This window comes from Streptomyces sp. NPDC002580 (assembly GCF_042889485.1).
In the GTDB taxonomy this organism is placed as follows: Bacteria; Actinomycetota; Actinomycetes; order Streptomycetales; family Streptomycetaceae; genus Streptomyces.
This window is the reverse complement of record NZ_JBIAQZ010000005.1, coordinates 186,972-202,655: the sequence shown is the minus strand read 5'-3', so window position 1 is coordinate 202,655 and position 15,684 is coordinate 186,972. Positions and strand designations below refer to the sequence as shown.

Genomic DNA, 15,684 nt, shown 5'->3' with positions numbered 1-15,684 from the left:
AGGGCGCAGACCTTGTCGTCCCCGGCACCCCCCGGCACCCCCCGGCACCGTCCTCGGCGGCGTCCGAGGGCCGGGTTCGCGGTGGGCTCAGAGGGCCTTGGCGTAGCAGAGGCTCAGTTCGTGGAACCGGTAGTAGCCGAACTTGGCGCACGGCTCGTAGCCGCTCGACGCGTAGAGCGCGACCGCCTCGGGCTGCTTGCTGCCGGTCTCCAGGACCATGCGGACGCGGCCGGCCGCGCGGGCGTCGTCCTCCAGGGCCGCCAGGACACGCCGGGCGAGGCCGAGGCCGCGGACCTCGGGAACCACGTACATGCGCTTCAGCTCCGCGTCCCCGTCCGCGTAGCCCTCGTCGTTCTCGTCCTGGGTGCGCCAGCCGCCCGTGGCCACCGGGCGGTCCCGCTCGTCGTACGCGATCAGGTAGAGGCCGAGCGGCGGCGTGAACATCCGCGCGTCCAGGTGTGTGGCGTCGCCGCCGTCGCCGTAGCGCACGGCGTATTCGGCCTGGACCTGGTCGTCGAGCTTCACGGCGTCGGGGTGGTCGTAGGGGACCGGACGGATATGCATGCGAAGTACCGTACATCTATGCGGGATGGTGGGTGGAGTCGATATCCATGGTGCGGTACCGCGGCGGTTCCGCCGCGCGCCGGCCCCGCCGTCCCGCGGTCGTGGTCCCGCCGGCCGTCGGGTCCGGCTGATCGGCTTCGGTCGGGCGCCGCCGATTGAGTATCGTGCCCGGGTGCTGACTGTGACCTCTGTGAATGTGAACGGACTCCGGGCCGCCGCGAAGAAGGGCTTCGTGGAGTGGCTCGCGGAGACCTCCGCGGACGTGCTGTGCCTCCAGGAGGTGCGGGCCGAGCCGGGGCAGCTTCCCGAGGGCGTGCGCGCGCCCGAGGGGTGGCACGTCGTGCACGCCCCCGCCGCCGCCAAGGGACGCGCGGGTGTGTCCCTCTACACACGCCGCGAGCCCGAACGCGTCCGGATCGGCTTCGGGTCCGAGGAGTTCGACTCCACCGGGCGGTACGTCGAGGCGGACCTGCCCGGTGTCACCGTCGCGAGCCTCTACCTGCCCTCGGGCGAGGTCGGGACCGAGCGGCAGGACGAGAAGATCCGGTTCATGGGGGAGTTCCTCGTGTACCTGAAGGGGCTCAGGGAGCGGGCCGCCGCCGACGGGCGCGAGGTCGTCGTCTGCGGCGACTGGAACATCGCCCACCAGGAGGCCGACCTCAAGAACTGGCGTGCCAACCGGAAGAACTCCGGCTTCCTGCCCGAGGAGCGGGAGTGGCTGGGCCGGGTCCTCGACGCGGCCGACGGCGGTTACGTGGACGTCGTACGAGCCCTGCACCCGGACGCCGAGGGGCCGTACTCGTGGTGGTCGTACCGGGGGCGGGCCTTCGAGAACGATTCAGGGTGGAGGATCGATCTCGCGGTCGCCACTCCTGGGCTGGCTCGGCGCGCGGTCAAGGGATATGTGGAGCGGGCCGCCTCGCACGAGGAGCGCTGGTCCGACCATGCTCCAGTGACGGTTGTCTTCGAGGTCTGAAAAGAACAGGGTGGGGGCGAAGGATCACTGCACCCCACCCTGTTCTCAGGGCTCCGGCCGATCCGGCGGGAGCCCGTGACGGTGAACGTCAGCCGCGAGGTGTCCGGTCCGGCCAGGCGGTCCGGTCCACCACCTGACCGTCCTTCGGCGACCATGACGCGAACTCCGTCTTTGAGGAGCTGCTCTCGGGTCACCCCGCCGTCCGTGGCGAATGTCTCTCGATAGCGGCTGACGGTGCAGTCGTCCAGCCGACCGGCGCGGATGCCGGCGGGAGCAGGTCAGGTTGTGCCGCGGGCGGAAGCGCGGCGGACGTAGTCGCCGTACGTGTGAGCCTTCCGCGGGGCGAAGTACAGGCGGCCGCTGCACCTCGTACGGTGCGCGACCCAGGTCAAGAGGGATGTCTCCCGGTGCCTGGGACGAGTCCCGTTCGAGCGGGCGCCGAGGGCGTCCCGCAGAGCTTGGAACCCCTCCTCGGTGAGCAGCGCCGGGCCGATGTCAGGGATGACCTCGCTGGTCGGCTGTGCGGCTGTCCCGCAGCGGGCCTTCAGGGACGGGGGCGTCGGCTGATCTGTCGGTCCATCGCCATCGACAGCTCCGCCTCCACCACGCTCTTCGCCAGGGGGCGCAGGCGCTGGAGGTCTTCGGGGGTGCGGTCCGCGGTGAGGACCAGGGTGGTGAAGAGTTCGGCCAGCGCCTCGGTGTGTTCGCGTACGCGGCGGGCGGCCGTCAGGACGTCCGCGAGCGGTATGCCCTCGCGGACCAGGGCGGCCGAGACGTCGAGCAGGCGGCGGCTGATGTGCACGATCTCGCCGCCGTCCGTGCCCAGGTAGCCGAGGTCGAGCGCCGCGGCGAGGTTCTCCGGGGTCGCCTGGCCCGCGAAGACGTCGGCCAGTTCCTCGGGGGAGAGACGGACCGGGGTCTCCTCGGTGGGCTCGCCGAGACCGAGCAGTTCGCCGACGTCGCGGCCGTGGTCGAAGGCCTCGGCCAGTTCGGCGATGCCGTTGAGGGTGTGGCCGCGTTCCAGCAGCGCCGAGATGGTGCGCAGGCGGGCCAGGTGGGTGTCGTCGTACCAGGCGATGCGACCCTCGCGCCGGGGCGGGGGTATGAGTTTGCGCTCCCGGTAGAAGCGCAGGGTGCGCACGGTGATGCCGGCCTCCTCGGCCAGCTCCTCCATGCGGTACTCGCGTCTGCGGGCCTCCGGGGCGGACCGGTCGGCGTCCGCGAGCGGGCCGGGGCCGGGCTCCCGGGCCGGGCGGCCCCCGGTGTCCGGCCGGCGCGTGCCGGACCTCCGTGTCTGGGCGCCCCCCGCTCGCGCCTCCGCGCCCCGCTTTCCTGATCCCTCGGCCACGTGCGCACCCTACGTCGTACCCCCGGTAACTTTCCCGGTCGCGACCCCTACCCATCAGTACGCGGCTGCTCTACCCTCCCGATTGTGCCAGTGTTCACTGGCAGGGTCGTGCGGGCTAGGGAGGCGTCGGGATGACCGAGCACGAGCATGTACGGGTGGCGGTGATCGGGTCCGGGTTCGGCGGGCTGGGGGCGGCCGTCCGGCTGCGCCGCGAAGGGATCACCGACTTCGTCGTCCTGGAGCGGGCCGACAGCGTGGGCGGCACCTGGCGCGACAACAGCTATCCCGGGTGCGCCTGCGACGTCCCGTCGCACCTGTACTCGTTCTCGTTCGCGCCCAACCCCGAATGGCCGCGCACCTTCTCCGGGCAGGAGCACATCCGCGCCTACCTGGAGCGCGTGACGGACGTCTTCGGGCTCCGGCCGCATCTGCGGTTCGGCCGCGAGGTCGAGCGGATGACCTGGGACGCCGAGAAGCTGCGCTGGGAGATCGAGACGAGCGGCGGGTCCCTGACCGCGGACGTCGTGGTGTCCGCGACCGGGCCGCTCTCCGACCCCAAGATCCCCTCGATCCCGGGCATCGACACCTTCACCGGGAAGGTGTTCCACTCGGCCCGCTGGGACCACGACTACGACCTGCGCGGCAAGCGGGTCGCCATGGTCGGCACCGGCGCCTCGGCCATCCAGATCGTGCCGGCGATCCAGCCCGACGTCGCCGCCCTGACCGTCTTCCAGCGCACCGCGCCGTGGGTGATGCCGCGGGTCGACCGGGCCGTCAGCGGCGCCGAGCGGTGGCTGCACCGGCGGCTGCCGTTCACGGCACAGGCCAGGCGCGGGCTGCTCTGGGGCATCCGGGAACTCCAGGTACAGGCGTTCACCAAGCGGCCCGACGAACTCGGCCTGGTCGAGCGTCTCGCCAAGCGGAACATCTTCCGCGCCGTCAAGGACCCGGCGCTGCGCGCGAAGCTGACCCCCGACTACCGGATCGGCTGCAAGCGCATCCTGCTCTCGAACGCCTACTATCCGGCGCTCACCCGGCCGAACGTGGACGTCGTGGCCTCCGGACTCGCCGAGATCGACGGCTCCACGGTGGTCGCCGCCGACGGCACCAGGGCCGAGGTCGACGCGATCGTCTTCGGGACCGGCTTCCACGTCACCGACATGCCGATCGCCGACCGGGTCGTCGGGGCGGACGGCAGGACGCTCGCGCAGGCCTGGGAGACCGGCATGAAGTCGCTGCGCGGCGCCACCGCGGCGGGCTTCCCCAACTGGATGACGATCATCGGCCCCAACACCGGGCTGGGTAACTCGTCGATGATCCTCATGATCGAGTCCCAGCTGAACTACATGGCGGACTTCGTACGGCAGTTGGACGTCCTCGGCGGACGCGCCGCGCTCGACGCGCGCCCCGGCGCCGTGGACGACTGGAACCACCGGGTCCAGGAGCGGATGAAGCGCACGGTGTGGAACACCGGCGGCTGCACCAGCTGGTACCTCGATGCCAACGGGGTCAACACGACCGTGTGGCCCGGTACGACGACCGAGTTCCGCAGGGCCACGCGCCGCGTCGACCTGGCGGAGTACGACGTGCTGCGGGCGCCGAAGCCCGAAGCCGGAGCCGCGCCGGAGCCGGGCACGCGGGGCGCCGGCACGCAGAGCACCCGCACGACGAAGGTGGAGGCAGGAGCATGAGCCGACCTACGAACGAGGCGCACGGCGCGTACGCGCCGCCCACACCCGCCCGGGAACTGGTCGCGCACTCCGCGGACGGCGCCCGGCTGCACGTGGAGGTGCACGGCCCCGAGGACGCGCCGGCCGTCGTCCTCGCGCACGGCTGGACCTGCTCGACCGCCTTCTGGGCGGCGCAGATCCGGGACCTCGCGGTCGACCACCGGGTCATCGCGTACGACCAGCGCGGACACGGGCGCAGCCCCGTCGGCGCCACGTGCAGCACGGAGGCGCTCGCCGACGACCTCGAGGCGGTGCTCGCGGCGACGCTGGCGCCGGGTGAGCAGGCCGTGCTCGCGGGGCACTCCATGGGCGGGATGACCATCATGGCCGCCTCGGCGCGGCCGCGGTTCAGGGAGCACGCGGCGGCGGCGCTGCTGTGCAGCACGGGGAGCACGCGGCTCGTCGCGGAGGCGCGCGTGCTGCCGATGCGCGCCGGCCCGCTCCGGACGCGGATCACCCAGGCCGTGCTCGGTTCGCGCGCGCCGCTCGGGCCGGTCACGCCGATCGCCAAGAGGATCCTCAAGTACGCGACCATGGGCCCGGGTTCGTCCCCGGCGATGGTGGAGGCGTGCGCGCGGATCGTGCACGCCTGTCCGCGCGGGGTGCGGCACGCCTGGTCGGCCGTGCTCTCCTCGCTCGATCTCGACTCCGGGGTACGGGAGTTGAGGGTGCCGACGGCGGTGATCGCGGGCACGGTGGACCGGTTGACGCCGGTGGTGCACGCGCGTGCTCTGGTGGCGGTGCTGCCGAACTGCGTCGGCAGCACCGAGTTGCCGGGGCTCGGGCACATGACGCCGGTGGAGGCGCCGGAGCTGGTGACCGCCCGGATCCGGGAACTCGTCACGACGTACGCGCGGAACGCCGGAACGCCGGTGGCCGCGGAGGGTGTGGCAGGCACGGCAGGCACGGCGGGCGTGGCAATCGCGGAGGTCGCCGAGATGAAGGAGGGCGCATGAGCAGGGTGAGTCTGGAAGGACAGGTCGCGGTCGTCACGGGCGCGGCGCGCGGTGTCGGCGAGCTCCTGGCGCGCAAGCTCTCCGCGCGCGGGGCGAAGGTCGCGCTGGTCGGTCTGGAGGCGGACGCGCTGAAGAGCGTCGCGGAGCGCCTGCACGGCGAGAGCGGCCACTGGTACGCCGACGTCACCGACCACGAGGCGATGGCGCGGGTCGCCCAGGAGGTCAAGGAGCGGTTCGGCAAGGTGGACATCGTGGTCGCGAACGCCGGTGTCGCGAGCGGGGGCCCCTTCATGGACTCCGACCCCGCGGCCTGGCGGCGGGTGATCGAGGTGAACCTGATCGGATCGGCGGTGACCGCTCGGGCGTTCCTGCCGCTGCTGACCGAGAGCCGGGGGTACCTGCTGCAGATCGCGTCGCTGGCCGCGATCACGCCCGCTCCCATGATGACGGCCTACTGCGCCTCCAAGTCCGGTGTGGAGGCGTACGCGCACAGCCTGCGCGCGGAGGTCGGCTTCAAGGGCGTACGCGTGGGCGTGGGGTATCTGTCGTGGACGGACACCGACATGGTGCGGGGCGCCGACCAGGACGAGGTGATGCGGGAGTTGCGGCAACGGCTGCCGTGGCCGTCCAACAAGACGTACCCGCTGGGTCCCGCCGTCGACCGGATCGTGGCCGGGATCGAGCGCCGGTCCAGCCATGTGTACGCGCAGTGGTGGCTGCGCGGGATGCAGGGGGTCCGCGGGTACCTGCCCGGGCTCATCGGGGCGGTCGGGCAGCGTGAGATGCGGCGGTTCGGGCCGCGCCTCGGCGGTGTGCGGACCGGGCTGGTCGGAGCGGGCGGGGCCGCCGACGAACAGGAACGGACGTCGACGACCCCCTGAGCCGCGGGGGGTGGGTGGCAGCGGGGCCGGCCGTGGGGGCGGGTGCCAGGGGCGAACCCCGTCCCACGGGTCGCGCCGGGGTCGGTCTCGCCCGGGGCCGCTGGGGTCACTGGGGGGCCGCCGGGTCTGCCGGGTGGCTCGGGGCCACCCGGACCTCGCGGGGGCGCCGCTGAGGTCTCCCCGGCGTCGCCCCGGGGGGTCTCACAAGGGATTCTCACGGTGAGTGACTGATCGAAATGCGTGCTCCGTCCCTGCGTGTCAGTCTGGTCGAGGCCCGAACACCCGCCCCCCACAACGGGATCGGGCCGACCCCCCTCACCCACTACCCCCTACGGGAGTGAACTTTCATGGGCAGCATGCAGGAGCAGTTCAAGAACAAGGCCGAGCAGCTGAAGCAGGCCAAGAAGAAGTCGGGCCAGCCGCGCGAAGAGGCGAGCCAGCGTCCGCCCGCCGGGCGTGACCGTGCGATGCAGGGCCCGGAGCGCACCCAGCGTGAAGCCCAGGACCGCTTCGACCAGGACTACGACGCCTGATCGACCGGCCCGCTCGGCCTGAATGGGGTGCCCCCTTCCGAGGGGGCACCCCATTCGCCGTCAGCCCGATCGCGGCGGGAGTTTCGGCCGTGTCCTGTCCGGCACGTCGGAGTGGTCCGGCGGGGACGCCGCGGGATGGGTGCGGAGCAGGTCCAGGGACAGCTGGACGGCGTCGTCCAGCTGGGCGTGCCGGCCCTCCGCCCAGTCGAGCGGGGTGCGCAGGATCTCCAGGTCGGGGGTGACGCCGTGGTTCTCGACGGACCAGCCGTACTCGTCGAACCAGGCGGCGTTCATGGGCACCGTGATGACCGTTCCGTCGCCGAGACGGTGGCGGCCGGTCATGCCGACCACGCCGCCCCAGGTGCGCTGCCCCACCACCGGCCCCAGCTTCAGCAGTTTGAACGCGGCGGTGATCATGTCGCCGTCCGAGGAGGTGGCCTCGTCGGCCAGGGCCACCACCGGGCCGCGCGGGGCGTTGGAGGCGTACGACACCGGCTGGGCGTCGCGGGTGAGGTCCCAGCCGAGGATCGTGCGGGTCAGTTTCTCGACGACCAGTTCGCTGATGTGGCCGCCCGCGTTGCCCCGCACGTCGACGATGAGGGCCGGGCGCGAGACCTCCATCCGCAGGTCGCGGTTGAACTGGGCCCAGCCCGAGCCGCCCATGTCGGGGATGTGCAGGTAGCCGCAGTGGCCGCCGCTCAACTCCCGGACCACCTGGCGGCGTTTGGCCACCCAGTCCTGGTAGCGCAGGGGGCGTTCGTCGATCAGCGGGACCACCGCCACCCGCCGGGAGCGGCCCCGGCCCTCCGCCGGTCTGAACGTCAGCTCCACCGTCGTGCCGCCCGCGCCGGCGAGCAGCGGGTACGGGCCGGTGACGGGGTTCACCGGGCGCCCGTCGACATGGGTCAGCGCGGCACCCTCGCGGATGCCGGTGCCCGCCAGCGGTGAACGCGCCTTGGAGTCGGACGAGTCGCCGGGCAGGATCCGCTTGATCATCCAACTGTCGTCGCGGCACACGAAGTTGGCTCCCAGCAGGCCCTGCCAGCGCTGGTAGTGGGGCGGGCCCTCGTTGCGGCGCGCGGCCGAGACGTACGCGTGCGAGGTGCCCAGTTCGCCGAGGACCTCGCGCAGCAGGTCCGCGAACTCGTCGGGGGAGGCCACCCGTTCGACCAGCGGGCGGTACTGCGCGAGGACCGCGTCCCAGTCGATGCCGCACATGTTCGGGTCCCAGTAGTAGGCGCGGATGATGCGGCCGGCCTCCGCGTACGCCTGGCGCCACTCGGCGCACGGGTCCACCTCGTGCAGGATGCGGCGCAGGTCGATCCACACGGTCGAGTCGCTGTCGCCGGACTCGGTGGAGGGGACCGCCCGCAGGTCCCCCTCGTCGACGACGACCAGCCGCGAACCGTCGCCGCTCACCGCGAACCAGTCCAGGTGGTCGACGAGTTCGGACTTCTTCGCCTTGGTGATGTTGAAGAACTCCAGGGTCGGACGGCCCGTCGTGTCGTCCGGGTTGGCGAAGGTCTCGCCCAGCGCGCCGGAGATCGGCCAGCGCAGCCAGACCAGGCCGCCGCCCGAGACCGGATGCAGCGCCGAGTACTTGGAGGCGGTGACCGGGAAGGGTGTCACCCGGCTCTCCAGGCCTTCGAGTTCGACGGTCGTGGTGCTGCCGTCGCCGGATTCCTCCTCGACGGGGTCGAGGCCCCCGGCGGCCGGCCGCCCGTCGGGGTTCAGCGCGAAGGGGGACGGGGTGGCGGAGGACAACGGGACGAGGTACGGGCGGCAGCCGAGGGGGAAGGACAGGTCCCCGGTGTGCACGTCGTACACCGGGTCGAAGCCGCGCCAGGAGAGGAAGGCCAGGTAGCGGCCGTCCCGTGTGAACACCGGATTCTCGTCCTCGAAGCGGCCGTTGGTGACGTCGACGACCAGCCGGTCCTTTATGCGGGCCATCTTGATCTGCCGCAGGGACCGGCCGATGCCGGGGTGCGACCACGTCAACCAGGCGCCGTCCGGCGAGAAGGCGAGGTCCGTCACCGGGCCGTTGATGGAACGGATGAGCTCGACGACCTCACCCGCTCCGGCCCCGGACCCGGTGCCGCCGGTATCCGCGTCCAGAGTGCCACCGGCCTCCGTACTGCCGGAAGCGTCACCGGTCCCACGGCCAGGGGTGTCACCGGCCTCCGTGCCGGGAGCGGCGCCGCTCCCGGTGCCGGGCCCCCCGCCGGGCGTCGCGCCCGGAGCGTCACCGGTCCCTGTGCCCGAGGTGCCACCGGCCCCCGCTGGTGAGACGTCACCCGTCCCGGCTCCGGAGACGTCCCCCGGCTCGGCACCGGTCGGGTCCGGCCCAGCCCTCGTGCCGTCGCCCGACCCGGCTCCGGAGCTGTCACCCGCCTCGGCACCGGAGGTGTCGTGGGCCTCCGCTTCGGAGGTGCCACCCGACCCGGCGCCGGAGGCGTCGCCGGGCTCACCGTCGTCGGAGAGGTCGCCCGCCTCCGCCCCGGAGGCGTCCCCCGGTTCCTCCGTCGCGTCGAGGAGGAGCAGGCGTCCGTCGTTCGAGGCGATGGCGAGGCGCTCGCCCCGTGGGTCCGACACCAGTTCCTGGACGCGGCCCAGCATCCCGGAGGCGAGGCGGCGCGGCGGGCGGTCGCCGGTCGCGCGCGGCAGATAGGCGATCTCGACGGCGTCCTCGCCCTCCGCGTCGGTGACGTACGCGACCTGGCCGCCCGAACCGAGCATCTCCGGGAGCCGGACCCGTACGCCCGGGGTGTCAGCGAGGGTGCGCGCGGGACCGTCGCGGTGGGTGAGCCAGTACAGGCTGCCGCGTACGACCACGGCGCTCGCCCGGCCCGTCTCGTCCACGGAGATGCTGTTCACGTGCTGGGTGGCGGGCACCTGGTACGACCGCCGCCCGGCGCGCGGACCGCCCAGGACGACGTCGAGCCGGCGGGGGACCGACTCGGGGGACAGGCTGTCGACGATCCACAGGTCGCCCGCGCACTGGTAGACGACCCGGGTGCCGTCCGAGGAGGCGTGCCGGGCGTAGAAGGCGTCGTGGTCGGTGTGACGGCGCAGGTCGGAGCCGTCGTACGCGCACGAGTAGAGGTTCCCGACGCCTTCGTGGTCGGAGAGGAACGCGATCCGGCCCCGCACGAACATCGGGCAGGCGAGGTGGCCTTCGAGGTCGGGGACCAACTGCCTGCCGTGCAGCCAGATGCGGCCCATGGCCCCGCCCCGGTACCGCTTCCAGGCGGCCGGTTCGTGCGGTGGGGTGCCGGTGAGCAGCAGGGTCTTCCGCTCGCCCTCGATGTCGGCGACGCCGATGTCCGAGACCGGGCCCCAGGGCTGTTTGCGGCCGGGGTCGCCGTCGGTGGGGACGGAGTAGGCCCAGGTGAAGTACGAGAAGGGCTGGCCGTGCGAGGCGACGGCGAGGATGTCCCCGTCGGGGGACCAGCCGCACACCTGGGTGTCCGCGCTGCCCCAGTAGGTGAGCCGTCTGCCGGGTCCGCCGTCCACCGGCGCCAGATGGATCTCCGGGACGAAACTGCGCCAGCTCGTGTAAGCGATGTGGCGGCCGTCGGGGGAGAAGCGGGGGTGGCCGACCTTGGTGCGGTCGACGGTGAGCCGCCAGGCGCGCCCCCGGCCGTCCAGCGGGGCCAGCCACAGGTCGTCCTCGGTGACGAAGCACAACCGGTCGCCGCTCAGGTGCGGGAAGCGCAGATAGCCGGGGGAGCTCTCGTCCGTCGTCGCGTTCTCGTACTCGTCGCTCACCTCACCATGCTTTTCCGCCGGACGGGCCCCGGCAACTTGTGGCCCGGGAAAATCCCGTATTCACTCCCGCGCCGCCGGAGTGACCCAGCACACGTACGAAACGGTTTCGTTTCGTTGGCGTCGGGGGTATCTTCAAGGACATACGAATCCGTGTCGTCGAAGCGGGAAAGGTGAGTGGGATGGCTGAAGCCGCGACGGTGCGTCGCAGTCGGATCACGCCCGAGCGCGAGGCCGAGCTGTACGCGGCCGTGCTCGACCTGCTTCGCGAAGTCGGCTACGACGCCCTCACGATGGACGCCGTCGCCGCCCGTACCCGTTCCAGCAAGGCCACGCTCTACCGCCAGTGGGGCGGCAAGGCCGAGCTCGTCGTGAAAGCGCTGCGGCACCAGAAGCCGCTGAAGTTCTCCGACGTGGACACCGGGACCCTGCGGGGCGACTTCCTGGCGCTCGCCCTCCGGCAGGACGACTGCGAGATGGAACAGGACTCCGCGCTGATGCGGGGCCTGGCCATGGCGGCACACGGGAACCCGGATCTGCTCAAGGCGTTCCGGGAATGGTTGATCGAGCCGGAGATGGAAGAGCTGCGCGGCGTCCTCCGGCGCGCTGTCGACCGCGGTGAGATCCGCGAGGACAACCCGGCGACGGAGTATGTGATGCACATGCTCATCGGCGCCTTCGCTGCTCGCACCATGATCGACGAACTCCCGCCGACGCGGGCCTTCCTGAGTTCGTACATCGACGCCGTGGTCCTCCCCGCTCTCGGCGCCTGAATCCCCACCCCACCCTTCACGCCTCGTCTTTCCTTCCCCGCATCCTCATGTAGCCCCAGTCGCACCTGACGCGCGCCGCTCACGTCGTCGGGCTGATCCCCCTTGCCCCCACTCGGGTGATCACACAAGCCCCTGCCCTCCCACGACCTGACCGGGAGTACGCCCTCGTGGCCACTTTTCTGTACAAAATAGGCCGACTCGCCTTCCGGCGACGGCACTTCGCCGCCCTGATCTGGGTGGCCCTGCTGACGCTCGCGGGTGTCGGCGCCGCCTCCGCGCCCGTCGCGGGATCGTCCTCCTTCTCGATACCCGGCACCGAGGCGCAGAAGGCCTTCGACCTGCTGGAGAGCCGCTTCCAGGGCATGAGCGCCGACGGAGCGACCGCACGGGTCGTCTTCAAGGCGCCCGCCGGCGAGAAGATGGCGGACAAGAACAACAAGGCGACGGTCCAGAAGGCCGTCAAGGTCCTCGGCACCGGCTCCGAAGTCACCTCCGTCGCCGATCCGTTCAAGGCCCACGCCGTGAGCAAGGACGGGTCCGTCGCGTACGCCTCGGTGCGGTACGAGGTCTCCGGCATGGAGCTGAAGGACGCCTCGAAGGACGCCCTGAACGCGGCCGCGCAGGACGCGCGGGACGCCGGACTGACCGTCGAGGTCGGAGGTGACGCGCTCCAGGCGACACCCGAGACCGGGTCCAGCGAGATCATCGGCATCGCGATCGCCGCGGTCGTCCTCGTCATCACCTTCGGTTCCCTGCTCTCGGCCGGGCTGCCGCTGCTCACCGCGCTGATCGGCGTCGGCATCGGCGTCTCGACGATCACCGCGCTCGCCAGCGTGCTCGACCTCGGCTCCACCACCTCCACGCTCGCGATGATGATCGGCCTCGCGGTCGGCATCGACTACGCCCTGTTCATCGTCTCCCGCTACCGCGCCGAACTGGCCGAGGGCCGGGAACGAGAGGAGGCGGCCGGACGGGCCGTCGGTACGGCGGGCTCGGCGGTGGTCTTCGCGGGCCTGACCGTCGTGATCGCGCTGGTCGGCCTCTCGGTCGTCAACATCCCGATGCTCACGAAGATGGGCGTCGCGGCGGCGGGCACGGTCGCGATCGCCGTACTCATCGCGCTGACCCTCATTCCCGCGCTGCTCGGATACGCGGGCCGCAGGGTCCAGCCGGCCGGCAAGAAGAGCAGGCTCTTCGGCGGCGGCCGCGCCGCGAAGAAGGAGGGCAGGCCCAACATGGGTGCCCGTTGGGCGAGCTTCGTCGTCCGGCGCCCGCTCGCCGTGCTGCTGCTCGGCGTGATCGGCCTCGGCGCGGCGGCCGTCCCGGCGGCCTCGCTCGAACTGGGCCTGCCCGACGACGGCTCGCAGCCGGTGTCCACCACCCAGCGGCGCGCCTACGACCTGCTCTCCGACGGCTTCGGGCCCGGCTTCAACGGTCCGCTGATGGTCGTCGTCGACGCGAAGGCGAGCGACGACCCGAAGGGCGCGGTCACCCGGGTCGCCGACGAGGTGAAGGACCTCAAGAACGTCGTCTCGGTGAGCCCGGCGACGTACAACAAGGCCGGCGACACCGCGATGATCACGGTGATCCCCGACGCGAAGCCGTCCTCCGTCAAGACCGAGGACCTGGTCCACTCCATCCGCGACGCGGGCGGCGAGATCAGGACCGACACGGACTCGACGGTGCTGGTCACCGGTTCCACCGCGATGAACATCGACTTCTCGCAGAAGCTCAACGACGCGCTGATCCCGTATCTCGCGCTCGTGGTCGGTCTCGCCTTCCTGCTGCTGATCGTGGTGTTCCGCTCGATCCTCGTCCCGCTGAAGGCGGCCCTCGGCTTCCTGCTCAGCGTGATGGCGGCCCTCGGCGCGGTCGTCGCGGTCTTCCAGTGGGGCTGGCTGTCCGGCCTGATGGGCGTCGAGGAGACCGGCCCGATCATGTCGATGATGCCGATCTTCATGGTGGGCGTCGTCTTCGGGCTGGCCATGGACTACGAGGTGTTCCTCGTGACCCGCATGCGGGAGGCCTACGTCCACGGAGAGAAGCCCGGCCAGGCGATCGTGACCGGGTTCAAGCACGGAGCGCGGGTCGTCACGGCGGCCGCCGTCATCATGATGGCCGTCTTCGCCGGGTTCATCGGATCCAGCGAGTCGATGATCAAGATGATCGGCTTCGGCCTCGCGATCGCCGTCTTCTTCGACGCGTTCGTCGTGCGGATGGCGCTGGTCCCGGCGGTGCTCGCGCTGCTGGGCAAGAAGGCCTGGTGGCTGCCGAGGTGGCTGGACCGCGCGCTGCCGAACGTGGACGTCGAGGGCGAGGGCCTGCGCGCGCTCGACGGGGGCGCGCAGGACGGGGACGACGTCAAGAAGCTGGTCGGCGTCTGAGCGGCCGGCGGAACCGGTGGTCGGCCGAAGGGTCGGCCACCGGGAGTCGGTGACCGGCAGTCAGTGAGCCACCGGGGTGGCGGCCGTGTACGTACGACGGAGGAAGCGCACCAGTGCTTTCGTGTCGAGCTGCACGACCGCCACCCCTCCTTGCGCGGAGTGGAACTCCAGGACGGCCTGGACGCGGCCGCACGGCCAGATGCGGATGTCGCCGCTGCTGACGGGGACGCGCAGGCCCTGTTCGAGGAGTTCGCGGTCGAAGGTCCACTCATGGGGGCCGGGCAGGGTGATGCGCACCCGTCGGGGGTCGGTCTCGGGGTCGTAGCGGAGGGCCACCGGAACAGCACGGTGTTCGTCGTCGGCGGAGTCGGCGGAGTCGGTGACGATGTGGGCGCGTGCGTACTGTTCGACGGCGTGCATGAACCGACTCCTTACGCTGCGTTACCTATGCGGATGCTGTGAATCCGTCACTCTTCCAATGTCGCACATCTCACGGAAACCGCTCTCCGGCCGTCCGTGACGCTTCCTCCCGGGACGCCTGCCCCGTCAGGGCGGGCCCATGTGTGCGCCGGCGGTCACATCCGCCCGTGGTGCCCCCGAGCGGGTGCCCCGCTCCCCTTTTCCTCGTGGGCCGTTCCCGCGGTCACTTCCGTGACGGGTTGTTCGTGGGTGAATCGCTCTTGCAAGTCGTTCGCAACAAGGCATTATCATCGGACGGTGCATGTACCTGACGGATTCATCAACGCCCCGGTGTCCGCTGTCACGGGAGTGATCGCGGCCGGCGCCATCGCCGTGAGCCTGCGTGGTGCCCGCCGTGAACTCGACGAACGGACCGCGCCGCTCGCCGGCCTGGTCGCCGCCTTCATCTTCGCCGTGCAGATGCTGAACTTCCCGGTCGCGGCCGGGACCAGCGGACATCTGCTCGGCGGCGCCCTGGCCGCGATCCTCGTCGGCCCCTGCACAGGTGTCCTCTGCGTCTCGGTCGTCCTCCTCATGCAGGGCATCCTCTTCGCCGATGGCGGACTCACCGCGCTCGGCGTGAACATCACCGACATGGCGATCGTCACCACGGTCGTCTCGTACGCCGTCTTCCGCGGCCTGGTGAAGGTGCTGCCCCGCAAGCGCCGTTCGGTCACCGTCGCGTCCTTCGTCGCCGCGCTGCTGTCCGTCCCGGCCGCCGCCGTCGCCTTCACGTTCCTCTACTCCATCGGCGGAACGACCGACGTCGCGGTCTCCAAGGTCGCCACCGCGATGATCGGGGTCCACCTCCTCATCGGCCTCGGCGAGGCCGCCATCACCGCGCTCACCGTCGGTGCCGTCATCGCCGTACGGCCCGATCTCGTGCACGGCGCCCGTGGTCTGCGGCAGCGGCTCAAGCTGCGGGTGAACGGGGAACTCGTCGACACCCCCGCCCCCGAGGCCACCGCGCCCGTCGCCGCCCGCTCCTCGCACCGCACGGTGTGGATCACCGGTCTCGTGGCCTCCCTCGTCCTCGCCGGATTCGTCAGCTTCTACGCCTCGGCGAGCCCCGACGGCCTGGAGAAGGTCGCCAAGGACAAGGGCATCGACACCAAGGTCGAGAAGCACGCGACGGAGGACTCGCCGCTCGCCGGCTACGGAGTCAAGGACATCTCCGACGCCCGTGTCTCCGGCGGCCTCGCGGGAGTGATCGGCGTCGGGGCCACCGTCGTCGCGGGCACCGGCGTCTTCTGGGCGGTCCGCAGGCGCCGGACGTCCGACACCTCGCCGGCGTCCGTGCCGGAAGGCGTCTGAC

The 15,684-nt window shown here is 71.6% G+C and carries 12 protein-coding genes; 8 read left to right on the top strand and 4 right to left on the bottom strand.

Annotated elements, in window-relative coordinates; genetic code table 11:
* Window positions 1-87: 87 nt before the first annotated feature.
* On the bottom strand, window positions 88-564 hold the full coding sequence (locus ACFYW7_RS17630; protein ID WP_389503072.1) for a GNAT family N-acetyltransferase: 477 nt from the start codon (window positions 562-564) through the stop codon (window positions 88-90).
* A 172-nt stretch (window positions 565-736) separates the two neighbouring features.
* On the opposite strand from ACFYW7_RS17630, the gene xth reads away from it, so the two are divergent.
* Window positions 737-1,540, top strand: coding sequence for an exodeoxyribonuclease III (gene xth / locus ACFYW7_RS17625; protein ID WP_389503070.1), 804 nt, complete (start codon window positions 737-739; stop codon window positions 1,538-1,540).
* A gap of 544 nt (window positions 1,541-2,084) precedes the next feature.
* On the opposite strand, the gene ACFYW7_RS17620 is transcribed toward xth, so the two are convergent.
* Complete coding sequence (locus ACFYW7_RS17620) at window positions 2,085-2,714, bottom strand: MerR family transcriptional regulator (protein WP_389503719.1); 630 nt, start codon at window positions 2,712-2,714, stop codon at window positions 2,085-2,087.
* 305 nt (window positions 2,715-3,019) lie between these two features.
* Here ACFYW7_RS17620 and ACFYW7_RS17615 point away from each other — a divergent pair, with 305 nt between their 5' ends.
* The 4 genes from ACFYW7_RS17615 to ACFYW7_RS17600 all read left to right on the top strand — a co-directional run bounded on the left by ACFYW7_RS17615 (window position 3,020) and on the right by ACFYW7_RS17600 (window position 6,988).
* Window positions 3,020-4,579, top strand: a complete 1,560-nt coding sequence (locus ACFYW7_RS17615) for a flavin-containing monooxygenase (protein WP_389503068.1) — start codon at window positions 3,020-3,022, stop codon at window positions 4,577-4,579.
* Window positions 4,576-5,574, top strand: a complete 999-nt coding sequence (locus ACFYW7_RS17610; protein ID WP_389503066.1) for an alpha/beta fold hydrolase — start codon at window positions 4,576-4,578, stop codon at window positions 5,572-5,574. The genes ACFYW7_RS17615 and ACFYW7_RS17610 overlap by 4 nt, the downstream gene beginning before the upstream one ends.
* Complete coding sequence (locus tag ACFYW7_RS17605; RefSeq protein ID WP_389503064.1) at window positions 5,571-6,455, top strand: SDR family oxidoreductase; 885 nt, start codon at window positions 5,571-5,573, stop codon at window positions 6,453-6,455. The genes ACFYW7_RS17610 and ACFYW7_RS17605 overlap by 4 nt, the downstream gene beginning before the upstream one ends.
* A 347-nt stretch (window positions 6,456-6,802) precedes the next feature.
* Complete coding sequence (locus ACFYW7_RS17600) at window positions 6,803-6,988, top strand: hypothetical protein (RefSeq protein ID WP_389503062.1); 186 nt, start codon at window positions 6,803-6,805, stop codon at window positions 6,986-6,988.
* A 60-nt stretch (window positions 6,989-7,048) separates the two neighbouring features.
* Here ACFYW7_RS17600 and ACFYW7_RS17595 read toward each other — a convergent pair whose 3' ends face one another.
* A complete protein-coding gene (locus tag ACFYW7_RS17595; protein ID WP_389503059.1) occupies window positions 7,049-10,756 on the bottom strand; it encodes a S41 family peptidase in 3,708 nt (1,235 codons plus the stop codon).
* Between the two features lie 179 nt (window positions 10,757-10,935).
* Here ACFYW7_RS17595 and ACFYW7_RS17590 point away from each other — a divergent pair, with 179 nt between their 5' ends.
* Both ACFYW7_RS17590 and ACFYW7_RS17585 read left to right on the top strand, forming a co-directional pair.
* A complete protein-coding gene (locus tag ACFYW7_RS17590) occupies window positions 10,936-11,526 on the top strand; it encodes a TetR/AcrR family transcriptional regulator (RefSeq protein WP_389503056.1) in 591 nt (196 codons plus the stop codon).
* Between the two features lie 167 nt (window positions 11,527-11,693).
* Window positions 11,694-13,910, top strand: a complete 2,217-nt coding sequence (locus ACFYW7_RS17585) for an MMPL family transporter (RefSeq protein ID WP_389503054.1) — start codon at window positions 11,694-11,696, stop codon at window positions 13,908-13,910.
* A gap of 60 nt (window positions 13,911-13,970) precedes the next feature.
* Here ACFYW7_RS17585 and ACFYW7_RS17580 read toward each other — a convergent pair whose 3' ends face one another.
* Window positions 13,971-14,330 (bottom strand): SsgA family sporulation/cell division regulator, encoded by a 360-nt coding sequence (locus tag ACFYW7_RS17580; RefSeq protein ID WP_389503052.1) that lies wholly within the window; start codon window positions 14,328-14,330, stop codon window positions 13,971-13,973.
* Window positions 14,331-14,627: 297 nt separating this feature from the next.
* Here ACFYW7_RS17580 and ACFYW7_RS17575 point away from each other — a divergent pair, with 297 nt between their 5' ends.
* The gene (locus ACFYW7_RS17575; protein WP_389503050.1) at window positions 14,628-15,683 is read left to right on the top strand and encodes an energy-coupling factor ABC transporter permease; all 1,056 of its coding nucleotides are present in this window, start codon (window positions 14,628-14,630) and stop codon (window positions 15,681-15,683) included.
* Window position 15,684: the final 1 nt, after the last annotated feature.